This window comes from Glaciecola sp. XM2, from assembly GCF_018595715.1.
Taxonomy (GTDB): Bacteria; Pseudomonadota; Gammaproteobacteria; order Enterobacterales; family Alteromonadaceae; genus Glaciecola.
This window is the reverse complement of sequence record NZ_JAHEOJ010000020.1, coordinates 982832-999154: the sequence shown is the minus strand read 5'-3', so window position 1 is coordinate 999154 and position 16323 is coordinate 982832. Positions and strand designations below refer to the sequence as shown.

The 16323-nt window shown below is 46.2% G+C and carries 15 protein-coding genes and 4 tRNA genes; 16 read left to right on the top strand and 3 right to left on the bottom strand.

What is annotated here, in order from left to right:
* Nucleotides 1–3 precede the first annotated feature (3 nt).
* The 3 genes from ispE to KJ365_RS09020 all read left to right on the top strand — a co-directional run bounded on the left by ispE (nucleotide 4) and on the right by KJ365_RS09020 (nucleotide 2417).
* Nucleotides 4–858, top strand: a complete 855-nt coding sequence (gene ispE, locus KJ365_RS09030; protein ID WP_214451264.1) for a 4-(cytidine 5'-diphospho)-2-C-methyl-D-erythritol kinase — start codon at nucleotides 4–6, stop codon at nucleotides 856–858.
* Between the two features lie 103 nt (nucleotides 859–961).
* The gene (locus tag KJ365_RS09025) at nucleotides 962–1909 is read left to right on the top strand and encodes a ribose-phosphate pyrophosphokinase (protein ID WP_214451263.1); all 948 of its coding nucleotides are present in this window, start codon (nucleotides 962–964) and stop codon (nucleotides 1907–1909) included.
* Nucleotides 1910–2006: 97 nt separating this feature from the next.
* Nucleotides 2007–2417 (top strand): hypothetical protein, encoded by a 411-nt coding sequence (locus KJ365_RS09020; RefSeq protein WP_214451262.1) that lies wholly within the window; start codon nucleotides 2007–2009, stop codon nucleotides 2415–2417.
* Between the two features lie 68 nt (nucleotides 2418–2485).
* On the opposite strand, the gene KJ365_RS09015 is transcribed toward KJ365_RS09020, so the two are convergent.
* Complete coding sequence (locus KJ365_RS09015; RefSeq protein ID WP_250884085.1) at nucleotides 2486–3754, bottom strand: exo-beta-N-acetylmuramidase NamZ family protein; 1269 nt, start codon at nucleotides 3752–3754, stop codon at nucleotides 2486–2488.
* Nucleotides 3755–4044: 290 nt separating this feature from the next.
* Between KJ365_RS09015 and ggt the strand changes: the two genes are divergently transcribed.
* From ggt to KJ365_RS08970, 9 genes are all read left to right on the top strand, one after another.
* Nucleotides 4045–5757, top strand: coding sequence for a gamma-glutamyltransferase (ggt, locus tag KJ365_RS09010; protein ID WP_214451261.1), 1713 nt, complete (start codon nucleotides 4045–4047; stop codon nucleotides 5755–5757).
* 278 nt (nucleotides 5758–6035) lie between these two features.
* Nucleotides 6036–6677 carry a 50S ribosomal protein L25/general stress protein Ctc gene (locus KJ365_RS09005; protein ID WP_214451260.1) on the top strand — a complete coding sequence of 214 codons (642 nt, stop codon included), beginning with the start codon at nucleotides 6036–6038 and terminating at the stop codon, nucleotides 6675–6677.
* A 4-nt stretch (nucleotides 6678–6681) separates the two neighbouring features.
* Nucleotides 6682–7269 (top strand): aminoacyl-tRNA hydrolase, encoded by a 588-nt coding sequence (pth, locus tag KJ365_RS09000; protein WP_214451259.1) that lies wholly within the window; start codon nucleotides 6682–6684, stop codon nucleotides 7267–7269.
* Nucleotides 7270–7358: 89 nt separating this feature from the next.
* On the top strand, nucleotides 7359–8450 hold the full coding sequence (gene ychF, locus KJ365_RS08995) for a redox-regulated ATPase YchF (protein ID WP_214451258.1): 1092 nt from the start codon (nucleotides 7359–7361) through the stop codon (nucleotides 8448–8450).
* Nucleotides 8451–8647: 197 nt separating this feature from the next.
* Nucleotides 8648–8724, top strand: a tRNA-Met gene (locus tag KJ365_RS08990).
* A 26-nt stretch (nucleotides 8725–8750) separates the two neighbouring features.
* Nucleotides 8751–8835: transfer RNA gene (locus KJ365_RS08985), tRNA-Leu, on the top strand.
* Nucleotides 8836–8839: 4 nt separating this feature from the next.
* A tRNA-Gln gene (locus KJ365_RS08980) sits at nucleotides 8840–8915 on the top strand.
* A gap of 36 nt (nucleotides 8916–8951) precedes the next feature.
* A tRNA-Gln gene (locus KJ365_RS08975) sits at nucleotides 8952–9027 on the top strand.
* Between the two features lie 151 nt (nucleotides 9028–9178).
* The gene (locus tag KJ365_RS08970; RefSeq protein ID WP_214451257.1) at nucleotides 9179–10603 is read left to right on the top strand and encodes an alanine/glycine:cation symporter family protein; all 1425 of its coding nucleotides are present in this window, start codon (nucleotides 9179–9181) and stop codon (nucleotides 10601–10603) included.
* A 129-nt stretch (nucleotides 10604–10732) separates the two neighbouring features.
* On the opposite strand, the gene KJ365_RS08965 is transcribed toward KJ365_RS08970, so the two are convergent.
* Nucleotides 10733–10906 (bottom strand): hypothetical protein, encoded by a 174-nt coding sequence (locus KJ365_RS08965; RefSeq protein WP_214451256.1) that lies wholly within the window; start codon nucleotides 10904–10906, stop codon nucleotides 10733–10735.
* A gap of 40 nt (nucleotides 10907–10946) precedes the next feature.
* Nucleotides 10947–12134 carry an FAD-dependent monooxygenase gene (locus KJ365_RS08960; RefSeq protein ID WP_214451255.1) on the bottom strand — a complete coding sequence of 396 codons (1188 nt, stop codon included), beginning with the start codon at nucleotides 12132–12134 and terminating at the stop codon, nucleotides 10947–10949.
* A 283-nt stretch (nucleotides 12135–12417) separates the two neighbouring features.
* Here KJ365_RS08960 and miaB point away from each other — a divergent pair, with 283 nt between their 5' ends.
* The 4 genes from miaB (at nucleotide 12418) to corC (ending at nucleotide 16314) form a co-directional block, all read left to right on the top strand.
* On the top strand, nucleotides 12418–13845 hold the full coding sequence (gene miaB, locus KJ365_RS08955) for a tRNA (N6-isopentenyl adenosine(37)-C2)-methylthiotransferase MiaB (RefSeq protein ID WP_214451254.1): 1428 nt from the start codon (nucleotides 12418–12420) through the stop codon (nucleotides 13843–13845).
* A gap of 24 nt (nucleotides 13846–13869) precedes the next feature.
* A complete protein-coding gene (locus KJ365_RS08950; protein ID WP_214451253.1) occupies nucleotides 13870–14925 on the top strand; it encodes a PhoH family protein in 1056 nt (351 codons plus the stop codon).
* Between the two features lie 62 nt (nucleotides 14926–14987).
* Nucleotides 14988–15407, top strand: a complete 420-nt coding sequence (gene ybeY, locus KJ365_RS08945; RefSeq protein ID WP_214451346.1) for an rRNA maturation RNase YbeY — start codon at nucleotides 14988–14990, stop codon at nucleotides 15405–15407.
* Between the two features lie 40 nt (nucleotides 15408–15447).
* Nucleotides 15448–16314 (top strand): CNNM family magnesium/cobalt transport protein CorC, encoded by an 867-nt coding sequence (gene corC / locus KJ365_RS08940; protein WP_214451252.1) that lies wholly within the window; start codon nucleotides 15448–15450, stop codon nucleotides 16312–16314.
* The last annotated feature ends 9 nt before the right edge of the window (nucleotides 16315–16323 follow it).

The following is a 16323-nucleotide window of genomic DNA, read 5'->3' as shown; positions in this document are numbered from 1 at the left end:
GTAATGTTCAATGCAAACACCTACACATACTTGCCCAGCCCGGCAAAAATAAATCTGTTTTTACATATTTGCGGACGCTATGAAAACGGGTATCACAAACTGCAAAGCCTTTTTCAAATATTAGATAAAGGTGATGAAATTGGATTTAAATCGACACCTGAAAATACGATTATCCTGCGAGATAGCATCGCTGGGCTTGCCAAAGAAGACAACCTGATATTTAAAGCCGCGAGCGCCCTACTCCCATATAAGCAGGTTGATTTTGGTATTGATATAGACGTACGTAAGACACTCCCTATGGGCGGTGGACTCGGCGGCGGGTCGTCGAATGCAGCGACTACGCTGGTGGCACTCAACCAATTTTGGCAGTGTGGATTAACCGAACAAACACTTGAAGAGATTGCGCTTACCTTGGGAGCTGATGTGCCAATATTTGTAAGGGGTAAAACCGCTTTTGCGCAAGGCGTCGGTGAACACATTTTCCCTGCCGAACTAGAAACAGCTTATTATTTGGTAGCAACGCCTAAGGTCCATATTTCAACCGCTGACATTTTTAACCACCCTGACTTGCCTCGAAACACGCCCGAAATTGAATTTTCGGATTATAGATTTGCGACTACGACCAATGACTGTGAAAAATTAGTCTGTGATCGCGAACCAAAAGTTGCAAATTTATTACTGTGGTTGTTACACTACGCACCGTCGAGAATGACAGGTACCGGAGCAAGTGTATTTGCTGTCTTCAATGATGAAGCAATGGCACATGCTGTATTGGGTAAATTGCCCGCTGATATAAAGGGGTTTGTTGCAAAAGGCGTCAATCAATCTCCTTTGCAGTCAAGGCTAGCGCTCTTATAAATATATCTGAATGCCTGTAACAACTTGATAAAATTGAACTACACTAGTCACGTCTTAATTGACGTCACACGCCACCGCCTAACATTGCACTGAGGAATATCTTGTGCCAGATATGAAGCTATTTACAGGAAATGCTGTTCCTGAACTCGCTCAGAAAGTTGCCGACCGTCTATATACTAAATTAGGAAACGCCAGCGTTGGGCGTTTCAGTGATGGCGAAATTAGCGTAGAAATTCATGAAAACGTCCGTGGTTCGGACGTTTTTATTATCCAGTCTACGTGCGCACCGACTAACGACAATCTGATGGAACTGATTGTCATGATAGACGCATTTAGACGCGCGTCTGCCGGACGCATAACCGCGGTTATTCCGTATTTTGGTTATGCTCGCCAAGACCGACGAGTGCGCAGTGCCCGCGTACCGATTACTGCAAAAGTGGTTGCAGACTTCTTGTCTAACGTTGGCGTTGACCGCGTACTGACTATCGATTTGCATGCCGAGCAAATACAAGGCTTCTTCGATGTACCAGTAGACAATGCATTTGGCACTCCTATTTTGTTGGATGATATGTTCCAGCGTGACTTTACGTCGCCGGTGGTTGTATCGCCAGACATTGGCGGGGTTGTTCGAGCGCGAGCCACCGCTAAACTGCTAAACGATACTGATTTAGCGATTATCGATAAACGTCGCCCTAAAGCGAACGTGGCTCAAGTAATGAATATTATTGGTGACGTGAACGGACGCGATTGTATTATTGTTGACGATATGATTGATACCGGCGGCACACTAGCCAAAGCAGCAGAAGCCTTAAAAGCACATGGTGCCAAACGCGTATTCGCCTACGCAACCCATGCTATTTTCTCGGGTGCAGCGGCTAAGAATCTAGAAGAATCTGTGATTGATGAAATCATTATCACCGACAGTATTCCGCTAAGCGATGAGATTAAAAAACTGAAGAAAGTAAAACAACTGACTTTGTCTGAAATGTTAGCAGAAACAATTCGTCGGATAAGCAACGAAGAGTCTATCTCTGCGATGTTTGAATATTAACTGTATACACAACAGAAATAAATAAACAGGCCGCTTTAGGGAACTAAACCGGCCTTTTTAGTGCCTACAGTGACAACACGCAACTACCGAGCAAGTTATGAACCACAAATTTTTCTTTTTTCTTTTTTCACTGATGCTTTTAACAGGGTGCGGTAGCGAGCAAAGTCAAGCTCAAGATTCCCAACAAGCATCAGATAGCATTTCTCCAACAAGCGCAGCACAAGTGCATGAAGAACATAAGGATGCAAGCCAAATGACCCTACGTGGACAGATTATGTACCTAGACTTTGAGGGCGGGTTTTATGGGTTTGTGAGCGAGGACGGTAAAAACTATACCCTTCAAGGCTTAGCGCCTGAATACCAAAAACACGGAATGACCGTAGAAATGCAGGCTAGCTTGGTCACTGGCATGATGACCACAACTCAATTTGGCGATTTATTAAAAGTTCACAACATCACCGTCTTAGCCCAGCCAAAAGGCCCTGCGCCATCTGATAATACAATGTAGATATTACGCTACGTGTTACCCTAGTCATTAATCGCCTGTATCCCTAACGAGCGTTGGCGAGTTTACTTTTAGTGTAAAGGGTAAAGTAAATACGGCTGGCGCCTGGTTTTGTAGGCGCGCAGCGCATCCTGCCATTGGGCCTCTATTTCCTGTTGCGACCTACCTGTGAGCAATGCAAGACGCAGTGTGCTTGTTCCCGCTAGCTTATCGAAAAAATCCGATGACGTAACAAGTTCGATTCCCTGTTGATTTGCCGCAGCAAAGACCTTTACCAACAATTCCACATCAAACCCACTCAATTGCGGCTTTAGCGCTGCTACTCGCACCACTTCAATAGGCGTATCTTGCCATTTTGGGTGAGGCGCAGAGGATGGCATGCTTACCGGCGTGAACGTTTCGATGGTTACTGCAGAACGTATCATGGATTCAAATGACAAGTTGGGATGGCCAATTAATTGAAAGGGATAAGCCGTCCCTCTGCCGACACTGATATGCGTAGGCTCAAATAAACACAGCGACGCATACCATTGGATAGCCTGATCCGTTGGCAAGTTTGGACTAGGAGCAATCGGCAGGGAGTAAGCCATTGTTTTATCATAGTGACGCATGGGTATAACATGCAGATTGAGTGGTTTATCGGTCTCTAGCCAGTTTTCTCCGACGATCATATGTGCTAACTCCCCCACGGTAAGGCCATGCACAATGGGGATCGGGTGAACCCCTAAAAACGAACGGTAAGCCGGCTCAAGCACCGGCCCTGCAACAAACTGCCCGTTAGGATTAGGACGGTCTAAAACAATAAATTCAACGCCATGTTGTGCAGCGGCTTCCATAGCGTAGTGCATCGTTGATATGTATGTGTAAAAACGCACTCCCACATCCTGAATATCGAACACGAGCACATCAATCGCGTTTAGCATCTGCTGGGTTGGGCGCTTGGTCTGGCCATATAAAGATACAATGGGTAGTTGTGTGGCAGGGTCAATATCGTCAGCAATCACCTCACCTGCCCCCTTATCGCCGCGAAACCCATGCTCTGGCGCAAATACCAATTGGACATCGACACCTTGAGCGACAAGGTAATCAACGAGATGTTGAGAGGCTCGCGTACCTGGGTTAAGCACCGATGTAGGGTTGACAATCACTCCCACGCGTTTGTTCGCGAGTAACGGTAAGTAAAGCTCGCTGCGCTCTGCGCCCAGCTGAAACGCTGTATTTGCGTACACCAAAGAGCTGCTAAGGCATCCGCCTAATGTCGTTGGGCAAAGTAACCCAATAAGCAACCAGCCTAATACTTTTTGCATATTTTTAATCGATGTGTGTGGTGTGGGAAACATAAAGAAAAAATCCATAATGGGTTGTAAACAAAGCATGCACTTTTAATACATCCACTTTGACCATAACGCACTGGCAACGGCGTTGTATAGTCGCCAGCATGGCGTAAAACATCGGCAGAAGTCACGTGCTAACACTAGCACTTTGGCAAAGTGTCATCAATCTGCAAACAATTGAGCCGGTAGTGAAAAGTGCTTATGTTTCAGCCTTGCAGGCATGCCTAAATGCGTTTATTCTTTTGTGTTCTTACTCCACAGCAATGAAATAATAATAATAATCTCAAGGAGATAACATGCCAGCACTTACCCATCGTTTTTTTAAACCCGCACATTTTTTGATTGCATCGCTGCTTAGCGCCAGCGTAATGCATTGTGCGCATGTGCAGGCGCAGGCGGTTCAATCCTTGCAAACTGGCCCGGTCACAAGCACCGCGACATGGTCGGGGCGTTCCACCGTGTATGCACCAAACGCAGTTGCAGCAACAAGCCAACCACTAGCAACGACTGCGGCTTTGGATATTCTGCAGTCGGGCGGCAATGCATTTGATGCAGCCGTAGCTGCTGCTGCGGTGCTGAATGTGGTTGAGCCATACATGACCGGTATGGGTGGCGATATGTTCGCCATCCTCTGGGATGCTAAAAATGAACGCCTCGTCGGCTTAGATGGCAGTGGTAGGTCAGGCTCTAAAATCGATACACAGGCGCTTGCACAAAAGTATGATGAAATCCCCAATCGCGGCGCTGTTACAGTTACAGTGCCCGGCGCATTAGCCGGTTGGAACGATTTGGTAGAAACCTATGGAAAGCTAAGTTTGGCAGAAGTACTGGCGCCTGCCATCGCTATTGCTGAGCAAGGGTTCCCGGTGACTCCTATTATTGCCCAAGATTGGGCAGGTACGCTAGATGTACTCAACGCCAACGAAGGTGCTAAAGCGACATTTTTGATTGACGGCAAGGCGCCAAGTGCTGGTCAGTGGTTTGCTAACCCTGACTTGGCTGAAACCTTTCGCCGTATTGCCAAAGATGGCGTAGACACTTTCTATGGTGGTGAGCTTGGTCAAGAAATCGTTGCAGGTTTAGATGAACTTGGCGGCCTGATTACTATCGACGACCTGGCCCGCCATGAGAGTCAATGGGTAGAGCCACTTTCCATAGACTATAAGGGCTATACACTGCATGAACTGCCACCCGCTGGCCAAGGTATTGCCGCCTTACAAATGCTCAAAATGTTAGAAAACTTTGATTTATCAAACATGGTGCATAACTCATCTGAATACTTACACACTCTCATTGAAGCAAAAAAGCTAGCCTATGCCGATTTGGCCCGCTACGTGGCAGACCCGGCAAGCATGGACGTGCAGCCAGAAGCTCTATTATCGCCAGACTATCTAGCCAAACGTGCCGCGCTTATAGACCCCGACCAAGCCATGGAGCGAGCAGAGCCAGGCAGTTTTGCAACCGAGTCTGATACCATTTACCTTACCGTCGCCGACATTGACGGGAATATGATCTCCCTAATTAACTCAGTGTCTTGGTATTTTGGTTCGGGCGTAGTCGTGCCCGGTACCGGCGTGGTGCTGCAAAATAGAGGCGCCGGCTTTACCCTTGAAGAAGGCCATCCCAATCAAATCGCGCCAAACAAACGCCCTTTTCACACCATCATTCCAGCCTTTGTGACACGCGACGGTGAACCTTGGGTGTCATATGGTGTAATGAGTGGTTCAATGCAGCCCCAAGGCCATGTGCAGGTGCTATTAAACCTCATTGAGTTTGGTATGGATCCGCAAGAAGCGGTAGATGCTGCTCGTTTTAGACATTTGAACGAAAAGCGCATTGCTGTAGAAAGCCTTAGTCCTGAGGTTGCGCGGGCATTAGCAGCAAAAGGTCACGATTTAGAAATGCCCAATGGTATTGCCTTTGGCGGCGCTCAGCTTATTAAAAAGCTAGATCGTGGATGGGCAGCCGGTTCAGATCCTCGCAAGGATGGTATGGCAGCTGGGCGTTAGCAGGCGCTTCTGCAAGTTTGGTTTCCCAACGACACAATCATTAAACGTATTTAAAGCAGGCTAACAGTTTTAGCGTTAGCCTACCAATACATCTAAGTTTTGTAACCGCGTTGTGGATGGTTCTCACCACTCCAACATGCCAGACATTTATTAATTGTTTGCTGTGCTAACTAATGATAGAATTCGCCGCCGTTTGATTACGGACTCACGTGTTTTGTGAGACTCATGCATAACTTGGTCGCAAAGTTTATGCTAACTAAAACCTAATGGAGACAATTATGTCTGAAGCAATATTTAACTTGGATGCTAGCGTCCGTACTGACCTAGGGAAAGGTGCGAGCCGCCGCCTACGTCTTACTGGAAAAGTGCCAGCGATCCTTTATGGTGGTTCTGAAGCTCCTGTATCACTTACTCTTGATCACAACAAATTGATACAAGCGCAAGACTTTGAAGCATTCTACTCTCACGTATTAACGCTTAACATCGACGGAAAGAAAGTCGAAGCGTTAGTGAAAGACATGCAGCGCCACCCGTTTAAGCCAAAAGTAACCCACGTTGATTTCCAACGCGTTATCGCCGGTGAAAAACTACACACCAACGTACCACTTCACTTCATCAACGAAGATGTTGCTCCTGGTATCAAAACTGACGGCGGTCACGCAGAGCACCAAGTGCTTGAGCTTGAAGTAACCTGTCTACCTAAAGACTTACCAGAGTACATCGAAGTAGATATGGCTGCTGTTGAACTGGGTCAAACCGTTCACTTGTCAGACATTAAACTACCTAAAGGTGTTGAGTCTGTTGAGCTAGGTAAAGGCGAAGGCCATGACCTTGCTATCGTAACTATTAAAGCGCCTAAAGGCCCTGCAGTAGAAGCGGATGATGCAGAAGGTGGTACTGAAGAGGCACCAGAGGAATAATCAGTTGTCTGATATTCGTCTAATCGTGGGCTTGGGTAATCCAGGCCCCGAATATCACAATACTCGGCACAATGCAGGTGCCATGTTTGTAGAAAACTTAGCTTCCTATTTCAATATACCCATGAAATATGAAGCTAAGTTTTTTGGTTTTACCGGCCGCGGAATGATTGAAGGCAAAGACGTCAGGCTGCTTATCCCCACGACTTTTATGAATAAGAGTGGCCAAGCAGTAGGCGCCATGTGTACCTTCTACAAAATATTACCCGAAGAGTTACTGGTTGCCTTTGACGAGCTCGACTTTGAAGCAGGTATAGCAAAGTTCAAGATAGGCGGCAGCTCAAGCCAAAACGGAATAAGAGATACAGTGCGCGCCCTCGCCAACCAAAAAGATTTTTTACGTTTGCGCATTGGTATCGGTCACCCCGGACACAAAAGCCGCGTCACTGGGCATGTTCTAAGTAAAGCCAGTGAAAAAGAACAAGCAAAAATCGATGGCGCGATAGATGAAGCCATTCGATGTACAGCATTGCTGTTAAAACAAGATTTAGTGAGCGCACAACAACGCTTACATTCATATAAAGCAGAAGATTAACGGCAGCATGAGATTCGTGTTCACAACAGCGATGACTCATTACCACTAACACCTTTTACATCACGACCATTTATATTAAGGCAATCATTATGGGATTCAAATGCGGAATTGTAGGACTACCTAACGTTGGCAAGTCTACTTTGTTTAATGCCCTCACCAAAGCTGGGATAGAAGCAGCTAACTTTCCTTTTTGTACCATCGAGCCGAACACAGGTGTTGTGCCGGTGCCCGATACCCGTCTTGACCAGCTAGCCGCTATCGTTAAACCACAAAAAGTGATTGCGACAACAATGGAGTTTGTTGACATTGCTGGATTGGTCGCCGGTGCATCTAAAGGCGAAGGTTTAGGCAATAAGTTTCTAGCCAACATACGAGAAACAGATGCCATTGGTCATGTTGTACGCTGTTTTGATAACGATAATATCGTTCACGTTGCTGGCAAAGTGGATCCACAAGAAGATATTGATGTCATCAACACCGAACTTGGCCTTGCCGATTTAGAGACCACTGAAAAAGCCATGATACGCGTAGGTAAACGCGCTAAAGGCGGCGATGCTGATGCCAAATTTGAACTGAAAGTCCTTGAGAAGATTCTTCCACATTTGAATGAAGGCACCCTACTTCGCGCTGTTGAACTTTCGCCAGAAGAGCATAAAGCCATTAGCTATATGAATTTCCTTACCTTAAAACCCACTATGTACATCGCTAATGTGAACGAAGATGGTTTTGAGAATAACCCTTATCTAGATAAAGTTCAGGCCATCGCAGACGCCGAAGGCGCCGTTGTGGTAGCCGTATGCGCCGCGATTGAGTCTGATATTGCCGAGCTTGATGAAGAAGATAAAGCGGACTTTATGGAAGAGCTTGGTCTTACAGAGCCCGGGTTAAATCGTGTGATACGCGGCGGATATAGTCTCCTGACGCTGAAAACGTATTTCACCGCTGGTGTAAAAGAAGTAAGAGCGTGGACTTTCCCAGAGGGCTCAACAGCGCCTCAAGCGGCAGGTAAAATACATACCGACTTTGAAAAAGGCTTTATTCGCGCTGAAATTGTGGGTTTTGACGACTTTATCGCCTATAACGGTGAACAAGGCGCAAAAGATGCAGGTAAATGGCGTCTAGAAGGCAAAGAATACATAGTTAAAGACGGTGACGTCATCCACTTTAGATTTAACGTGTAAGGTCTGCACACTATATCCATTGCTCATTTTTTGAGATAAGGCAGCTCAGTTAGCGCTACTAAGCTGTCATTTTGCTTAAGTTTACGCCACGCTTGCTTAGAATGTGTACAACTGTAGGGAATTCTCGAAAAAACGGTTGACGACCCTAGTTCAACTGAGCATAATACGCGCCACTCCGAAATTGAGTGGATTTACATGGCTACGTAGCTCAGCTGGTTAGAGCACATCACTCATAATGATGGGGTCGCAGGTTCGAGTCCCGCCGTAGCCACCAATTAATTTCGGTAAGTGTCTGGAGATGCGGGAGTGGTGGAATTGGTAGACACGCTGGATTTAGGTTCCAGTGCTTCACGGCGTGAGAGTTCAAGTCTCTCCTTCCGCACCATTGTTGGGGTATAGCCAAGTTGGTAAGGCAGCGGGTTTTGATCCCGCCATTCGTAGGTTCGAGTCCTGCTACCCCAGCCATCTTCCAGATGCATCCTAATATAGTTTCTTTACGACTGGGGTATAGCCAAGTTGGTAAGGCAGCGGGTTTTGATCCCGCCATTCGTAGGTTCGAGTCCTGCTACCCCAGCCATCTCACCATTTTTACACCATTACACTTCCCAATACGCTTTTTTGATGTAAGAAAGTCGCTTTTGGCATAAAGCCATTAATGCACTATCGCCCACTTCACGCTATCATGTTGATAAAAATGTGATAATAAGAAGCAATAGGGACATCAGATTTTGATAAATGAAGTCGTTGGTTTTGTAAATAATATCCTGTGGGGCGATGGGAAAGTTTTAATTGTTATGCTCCTGTTAGCGGGCATCTGGTTCACTGTCAGACTCAAGTTCATTCAACTGCTCGACTTCAAACATATGTTTTCTTTGTTGAAGAACAGCAACAAAGCCGACAAACAAGGGATCAGCTCCTTTCAAGCATTGTGTACAAGTTTATCTGCACGCGTTGGCACTGGGAATTTAGCGGGTGTCGCCGTCGCTATCTCCTTAGGTGGCGCTGGGGCTGTGTTTTGGATGTGGGTGATTGCGTTGTTAGGCATGGCCACAGGTTATGCCGAATCATTGCTAGGGCAAGCTTATAAAATCAAAGACAGTGACGGGCAATTCAGAGGCGGCCCCGCATATTACATCAAGCAGGGCTTAAAGAATTCTTGGTTTGCCGTACTCTTCGCGCTCTGCCTATTCTTTGGCTATGGCTTTGTGTTTAGCGCCGTACAAGCTAACACCATTTCAGATGCACTTAACAACAGCTATCAAATCCCAACATTCTACAGTGGCTTAGTGATTATGGTCGTCGCTGGTTTAATTGTGGTTGGCGGCCTTCGCGCCATTGCAAAGTTTGCAGAATGGGTGGTGCCGTTCATGGGCATCGCATATGTGCTGGTTGCCTTAGTCATTACCATTATCAACATTGAATTTTTACCCGGCGTACTTTATCAAATTGTCACCTCGGCCTTTGGCCTGCAAGAAGCTGGCGCCGGTGCGTTCGCAGCGGCTATACAAAACGGTATTCAGCGTGGTCTTTATTCTAATGAAGCAGGCTCCGGGAGCGTACCACAGGCAGCGGCAGCGGCAAGTCCTCATCCTAATCACCCAGCATCACAAGGTTACATTCAAATGCTGGGGGTATTTTTAGATACCATGGTGCTATGTACCGCCACCGCCTTTATTATTTTATTAGGTACAGATACTTCTATTGGTGAAATGGAGGGGATACGTCTGACCCAAAGCGCGATGGAAATGCATATGGGCGGCGTCGGAGCAGACTTTGTTGCCGCAGCGATTGGCTTTTTCGCATTTACTTCTGTGGTGGCTAACTACGCTTATGGAGAGTCGAATCTGCATATGTTTAAGCTCGACAATAAGCTAGGGCGCACGTTTTTCACCTCAGGGTACTTGATCATGATTCTGTGGGGCGCGATGGCATCGCTGCCAACCGTCTGGGCAATGGCCGATATGGCTTTAGGATTGATGACTGTGGTCAACGTGATTGCGATTGTGTTGCTTACCCCTACGATTGTGTCCATCACCAAAGACTATCGAGACAAGCGCAAAGCGAATGTTGACATTACGTTTGATCATAAAAAGTGTGACATGCAAGGTGACATTGAAGAAAAAGAAATTTGGACGGGTAAATTAGAGTCCTAAACGAACAAAAGAAGACTAGAATGTGCTGTTCTACTCATAAAAAACCCCGAAGATTTTGGTTAACTTTCGGGGGTATTTTTAATCCATGCTTTTGTACCACTAACACTTTATCTTAGTGTCACTAGCGCCCTAAAACGCAAACATAATTAATTGTATCACCAGCGCGAGAATCAGCAGCGGCCAAATAAAACGAGACAATTTGGCGGTAGTCTCTGGCGATACGCTCATCCCCGACTTTTCCACCAATGGTATGATGATGATCAGTGCTAAAAACAGCACACCCAGTATGACAAATACGTTCATGTGTTTACTCCCTTGTTTAAATCATACGCTTGCATCATCCTTAGAGCCCCATCGCGTACTTTAGTGCGGTATTTTTAAGTGGTCCTGCGCTATTTGCCAACATCAGCGCAGCGTTTCTGGCAAACTTAAGTGGCTTGATATCGTTACTAAATGCCATATACAGCCCGTCCATAGCAGACATCATCAGTAAATTTTGAGCCCTTCGTTTTTTTTCATACGCACGAAAAGCATTATCGAGGTCATTAATACCGTGGCTTTTAATTGCTTCGCCAAGGGCTTTTACGTCCTTAAACCCTAAGTTCACCCCCTGCCCTGCAAGCGGGTTAATGGTATGGGCTGAATCTCCAGCGAGCACCGCTTTGTGTCGCCAATACTGGTTTGCATGCATGCGAGCGAGCGGGAAACCAGCTTTATCAACCACCTCAAAATCCCCTAAACGCTGCGGGAAATGCTCCACGATGGCCTCTTTCAAACTTGTCTTATCAAGAGATTGGATATACTCAGACATCTTATCATCACCATACCAGACTAAACATGCGTGCTGTTCGTGCATAGGCAGCAATGCCAGTGGACCGCTTGGTGTGAACTGCTGCCAGGTGGTGTCGTCAATACTTTCGCTTAATTTTATGCCAATCAGATTAGCCCGCTGAGCGTATTGCCAAGCAGTCTGGCCAATACCCGCGGCTTTACGGGTAGGTGATTGTGCACCTTCGGTACCAAGCAAAAACCGAGCTTGAACGCTACTTTGATTGTCTAAAGCAACCTTAGCGTTAACGACATCAATGTGGGTAGCGCTGGCATTAATGACACTTACGTTCTGTGAAAAATTTTCTTCGATGCTGCGCAACAAAGCCAATTGCACTAAACGATTTTCGACAAAAATCCCGAGTTGGTGCTCTTTGACGTCTTGCGCTGAAAAGCGCGTTTTCGCAAATTCGTCTTCCCACACTTCAAGGGTGTCGTAACTTCTGTAGCGCATAGCGTAGATGTGAGGGAGGGCATGAAGACTGTCGAGTAAATCCATACTGTGGCGATTTAAAGCCGACACACGAAGGTCAGGGTCTTGCTCGGGCGCAAATGCATGGGGCATGTAAGGCTCAATAAGCGCAACCCTTAACCCTTGCGCGGCAAATGTACATGCACTTGCCGCACCGATCATGCCTGCGCCTAAAATGCAGACCTCAACGTCTAACACCGTTGCGTTGCCTGAACTGTCTGTATCGCTCATATAAATAGTTTCCTTGCTCTTTTACCATACTAAAGTACGCCGTATTAAACGATGAGCACCAGTATGCCATAGTCTATATTTGGTTGCAGATAAGGTATTATACAAGGCTTGTTGCCACAATATTAGCCAATGCTGGTTATCAGAAACTTTCGATGCAAGAGCCCGCTCGCTATGGCTAGCTTATTGAGGCTGAAAACGGTAAAATACGCGACTATTTTTTGCACAAGAGATTTTGCGGGCAATATTCCCGCTTAATTAAATATCAAGGTTTGTGATTAGCCGTATGACTAAAAAGCTGTTTATCAAAACTTGGGGCTGCCAAATGAACGAGTACGACTCGGAAAAAATGGCAGACCTGCTGGACTCAACGCATGGTTACACAGCGGCTGAGGAGGCCGAAGATGCGGATGTTATTTTACTTAACACCTGCTCTATTCGCGAAAAAGCCCAAGAAAAAGTATTCCACCAGCTAGGACGATGGAAAAACCTTAAAAAGACTAAGCCAGAATTAATTATTGGCGTAGGTGGTTGCGTGGCCTCTCAAGAAGGTGACGAAATACGTAAACGCGCGCCATATGTCGATATAGTATTTGGGCCTCAAACCTTGCACCGCTTGCCTGAAATGATAACGCAGATTAAAAGCGGCGATAAATCAGTGGTAGACGTGAGCTTTCCTGAAATAGAAAAGTTTGACCGCTTACCAGAGCCTCGTGCCGAAGGCCCTACCGCCTTTGTCTCTATCATGGAAGGTTGCTCGAAGTATTGCAGCTTTTGTGTGGTGCCATACACCCGCGGCGAAGAAGTCAGTCGCCCAGTTGATGATGTATTGCTAGAAGTCGCGCAACTTGCCGCTCAAGGTGTACGCGAAGTAAACTTGCTCGGACAAAATGTAAATGCATTTAGAGGCCCTCATCACGATGGCAGTATTTGCCGTTTTGCCGAGTTGCTCGAGCTTGTCGCAAGCATCGACGGCATTGACCGCATTCGCTACACCACGTCTCACCCAGTAGAATTTACAGACGACATCATTGAAGCATACAAACACATTCCAGAGCTTGTTGATCATCTTCACCTGCCAGTACAGAGCGGCTCTGATCGCGTGTTAAACATGATGAAGCGCGGCCATACCGCTATTGAATACAAAAGCACTATCCGCAAGTTGAAAAAGGTTCGCCCTAACCTGTGCATGAGCTCTGATTTTATTATTGGTTTCCCTGGCGAAACGGAAGATGATTTTGAAGCCACCATGAATCTGATTAATCATGTGGGTTACGACATGAGCTTCAGCTTTATCTACAGTGCGCGCCCTGGCACACCTGCTGCCGATATTGTAGACGATGTGAGCGAAGACACGAAAAAGCAACGTTTGCATATATTACAACAGCGTATTAATCAAAACGCTCAGCAAATCGCGCGTAACATGTTAGGCACGGTGCAGCGCATTCTCGTTGAGGGCCCTTCGAAGAAAGACCCTGACGAACTTACCGGCCGTACTGAAAACAACCGCGTGGTAAACTTCAAGGGTAGCCCTGATATGATTGGCGAGTTTGTTGATGTTGAAGTCACCAACGTATTCTCTAATTCATTGCGCGGCGACGTTGTTTTAAGAGAAGCAGACATGGGGCTGCGTGTGGCCGTATCGCCACATAGCATTATGGCTAAGCAGCCGGCACCTGATGCCCACGGCGTCATCCAATTTACCCCTATATAGTCTATATTTTGTAAGGAATTTGTATTGAGTAATCTTGTGAGTAATCAAATTGTATTAGAGCCTGACGATAGTAAACGCTTGTCGAGCTTGTGTGGTCCATTTGATGACAATATCAAACAAATTGAACGCCGCTTAGGCGTTGAAATTTCATACCGCAACAATCAGTTTAACGTCATGGGTGACCCACAGCAGGCTAATGGCGCCAGTGAGTTACTTAAATTGTTGTACATTGAAACTCAACCCGTAAAAGGTAGCATTCCTGCACTTGAGCCAAATCAGGTCCACTTAGCGATTCAAGAAGCGAAATGTCTTGAGCGTGCCGAGGCTGGCGACTACGGCAAAGAAGTACACATAAAAACAAAGCGTGGAGTGATCAAACCACGCAATCCCAACCAATCAAAATATGTCGCTAACGTTGTTAACCACGATATCACCTTTGGTGTGGGCCCAGCGGGTACAGGTAAAACCTACTTAGCGGTAGCCTGCGCAGTGGATGCCTTAGAGCGTCAAGAAATCAGACGAATTATGCTAACCCGTCCAGCTGTTGAAGCAGGTGAAAAACTCGGATTCCTACCGGGTGACTTATCACAAAAAGTCGACCCGTATTTGCGTCCTCTTTACGATGCTCTGTTTGAAATGCTTGGCTTTGAAAAAGTCGAGAAGCTGATAGAACGGAACGTTATTGAAGTCGCCCCTTTAGCTTACATGCGAGGGCGTACCCTTAACGACGCGTTTATCATTTTAGATGAATCACAAAATACCACGCCAGAACAAATGAAAATGTTTTTAACCCGTATTGGCTTTAACTCTAAAGCGGTGATCACCGGCGATATTACCCAGGTCGACCTGCCACGGGGCACGCGCTCTGGCCTAAGACACGCGATTGATGTACTAGGGCAAGTCAACGACATTTCATTTAACTTCTTTACCGCAAATGATGTGGTTCGCCACCCTGTGGTTGCGCGCATCGTTCAAGCTTATGAAGAGCATGATGCCCAACAAGAGGCGATTAAAAAGCCCCAGCGTGAACAGCTGCAAACCAACGAAACAAAGCCCAATGATAAAGATCCTAGCCAGTGAATACTGATGCATTAGAGTTTGTTTTTGAAGCCGGAGACGATTTATCACCTCAAGAACAAACTCTGCTTGTCTCTCAATCTGATATCTCGGCATGGCTAACGCAAGCGCTGTTACACATTAGCTATCAACACCGCGTAGAACTCACCATCAGAGCGGTTTCACGCGCTGAATCGCAAACGCTCAATCGAGACTACCGAAATCAAGATAAGCCCACCAATGTGCTGTCATTTGTGAATGAAACTCCTGACTTTGTGGAGTCAGACTATATAGGCGACATCGTCATTTGTGTTGACGTGTTAGCACAAGAAGCAAAAGCACAAGATAAGACCATAGAACAACATTGGGCACATTTATGTGTGCATGGGCTATTGCATCTGCTAGGCTATGACCATATAAACGAAAAAGACGCGCGAGAGATGGAAGGTATTGAAACTTCCGTCCTAGCATCATTGGGTATTGACGATCCTTATCAAGATCGTTAACTTTAACCTATAAACTACTGGTAAGTTACTGCAAAGAACAATGAGCGAAGACAATCCCCCCTCTACCACCGGCTCCTCTAATAAAAGCTGGTTGGCAAACATGCTACACACTTTTAAAGGTGAGCCGAAAAATAAAGAAGAGCTATCTGATCTAATTTCAGATGCCCAACAACGCGATCTAATCGATCCTCAAACCAAAGAAATGATTGAGGGTGTGATGGGTGTCAGTGACATGAAGGTGCGCGATATTATGATCCCGCGCGCGCAAATGGTCACCATTGATATTGAACAAAGCGTAGATGAATTTTTACCGCTTATGTTGGAGTCAGCGCACAGTCGTTTCCCTGTCATCAGCGAAGATAAAGACCATATTGAAGGGATTTTATTAGCGAAAGACTTACTCGCATATGCGTTTAACGATGATAAAACCTTCTCTCTTCGCAACACCATGCGCGAGGCCATTATTGTGCCGGAGAGCAAGCGTGTAGACGTATTGCTCAAAGAGTTTCGCATGCAGCGCTATCATATGGCGATTGTTGTGGATGAATACGGCGGCGTCTCAGGCCTTGTAACGATTGAAGATATTCTTGAGTTAATCGTCGGTGAGATTGAAGATGAATTTGACGACGACGTTAATGAAAATGATCATATCCGGCCTCTAAACAAATCCACCTACTCTGTTAAAGCGCTCACTCCGGTGGATGACTTTAACGCCTTCTTTGAGACAAATTTCAATGAAGAAGAGTCTGATACCATTGGAGGCGTAGTACTGCGGGCGTTTGGCCACATGCCTGATACCGGCGAAAAAGTACAAATAGACAATATCCACTTTGAAGTCACCAACTCCGATAAGCGCCGCTTGCTGCAACTTAAGGTCTTTCTTCCCGACCTGGAGAACTCAGACTGAACAAAGTAG

Excerpts from the sequence above, each read along its gene's own strand:
- ispE (WP_214451264.1), top strand. The coding sequence starts at position 4 with ATGTTCAATGCAAACACCTACACATACTTGCCCAGCCCGGCAAAAATA.
- miaB (WP_214451254.1), top strand. The coding sequence starts at position 12,418 with ATGACTAAAAAGCTGTTTATCAAAACTTGGGGCTGCCAAATGAACGAG.
- KJ365_RS08960 (WP_214451255.1), bottom strand. The coding sequence starts at position 12,134 with ATGAGCGATACAGACAGTTCAGGCAACGCAACGGTGTTAGACGTTGAG.
- ggt (WP_214451261.1), top strand. The coding sequence starts at position 4,045 with ATGCCAGCACTTACCCATCGTTTTTTTAAACCCGCACATTTTTTGATT.
- KJ365_RS09020 (WP_214451262.1), top strand. The coding sequence starts at position 2,007 with ATGAACCACAAATTTTTCTTTTTTCTTTTTTCACTGATGCTTTTAACA.
- ychF (WP_214451258.1), top strand. The coding sequence starts at position 7,359 with ATGGGATTCAAATGCGGAATTGTAGGACTACCTAACGTTGGCAAGTCT.
- KJ365_RS09015 (WP_250884085.1), bottom strand. The coding sequence starts at position 3,754 with ATGTTTCCCACACCACACACATCGATTAAAAATATGCAAAAAGTATTA.
- KJ365_RS09005 (WP_214451260.1), top strand. The coding sequence starts at position 6,036 with ATGTCTGAAGCAATATTTAACTTGGATGCTAGCGTCCGTACTGACCTA.
- corC (WP_214451252.1), top strand. The coding sequence starts at position 15,448 with ATGAGCGAAGACAATCCCCCCTCTACCACCGGCTCCTCTAATAAAAGC.
- KJ365_RS08965 (WP_214451256.1), bottom strand. The coding sequence starts at position 10,906 with ATGAACGTATTTGTCATACTGGGTGTGCTGTTTTTAGCACTGATCATC.